The sequence below is a fragment of the Pseudomonas sp. P4_C1 genome (genome assembly GCF_056402155.1).
In genome coordinates this window covers 1-1,361 of sequence record NZ_JBFUHY010000163.1, presented here as the reverse complement: position 1 = coordinate 1,361, position 1,361 = coordinate 1, and the positions used below count along the sequence as shown (strand labels likewise).

Annotated in this window: 1 protein-coding gene; it reads right to left on the bottom strand. The window is 57.5% G+C overall.

Going from position 1 to position 1,361, the window contains the following annotated elements; genetic code table 11:
• Positions 1–254: 254 nt before the first annotated feature.
• Positions 255–1,283, bottom strand: a complete 1,029-nt coding sequence (locus AC1DU9_RS29785) for an IS110 family RNA-guided transposase (RefSeq protein ID WP_477786924.1) — start codon at positions 1,281–1,283, stop codon at positions 255–257.
• Positions 1,284–1,361: the final 78 nt, after the last annotated feature.

Sequence of the window (1,361 nt, the reverse complement as noted above, 5' to 3'; positions counted from 1 at the left end):
CACATCTATGGTTACCCCCTTTTCTGCAATACTGTTGTTGATGTCGTGTTTGGCTTGCTTTCATCTATCCGGCGTCTGAGTTGGGGTTGTGGCCCCCGCGCCTCGATGAGAATCGATGCCCAACGACCCTAATTAGGGGAACGGCCTTGCAGCCGTGTGAGAGCCCAGGGTTGTCGTCAGGCCGGTTGGCCGTTCATGTCATCAGTTATCCAGCATCGCAAAACCAGGTGGGTGGTGCTTGGGTGACAGCGGGGTCAGGYGTTCATCGCGGCTGGCCCCGCATCGAATTCAGTGTGGTGKGCCGCTATCGCCCAGGCGATTCTTGCCAGTTTGTTGGCCAGCGCACAAACCACGAGATTGGAGTGATGTCCCGACGCCAGTAACCGGCGGACCCAGTCCGCCAAAGCGCCTTTCTGTCGCTCCAGYTGTATCAAGTAAACACGAGCGCACTGGACGAGCAGGCGTCGCTGGTTGCGATCACCGCGCTTACTGATGCCCAGCAGGACGGACTTGCCGCCCGTGGAATGCTGCTTGGGGACCARYCCGATGGAAGCKGCATAGCCTCGGCCRCATTTGAACTGCTTGCCATCGCCCAGCTCGGCAGCCAGGACGGTGGAGGTGATCGRGCCGACACAGGGCAGAGTCATCAAGCGAGTCGCCAGATCATCTTCAGCGGCCTGGCATTCCACGTCCTTATCCAGCGACTTGATCTCCTCCTCCACATGCTTGAAGTGTCGATACAGTCTCATCAGATTTTTTTTGTACGGCTCAGAAATTGAACTCGCCTCAAGCAGCTCCGGTAGCGCGTTGATCGACTTGAAGCCCGGGGCCAGGCTCACGCCGACTTCCAGAAGCGCGGCGTGAATCCGATTGACGGTGGCGGTGCGATCCTTGATGAACGAGTCTCGGGTGGAGTTCAGCATGGCTAGCACTTGTTGGGCCTGAGTTTTTACCGGCACAAAACGCATTGACGGACGAGTCGCKGCTTCGCAGATCGCCTCGGCATCGGCGAAGTCATTCTTGTTGCTTTTCACGTAGGGACGCACGAGATGTGGAGCAATGAGCCTGGGCGTATGCCCTAACTTGGCGGCCTCCTGCGCCATGAAGTGGGCGCCGCCGCAGGCCTCCATCACGACAGTGCAGGGCTCAAGGTTCATCAGGTGCTGCATGAGCGCTACCCGATTGAATTTTTTGCGGTACAGCTCGTGACCACGATCATCCTGTGCATGTAGATGAAAGGTGTGTTTTCCCAGATCGATGGCGGCAATAGCTACTTTGCTCATGGCAATGATCTCCGATAAGCCCCCTGTGAAAGCTTAGTGGTCGATCACAGGGGGCGGCGGGGGTAGCCATTTCATTAG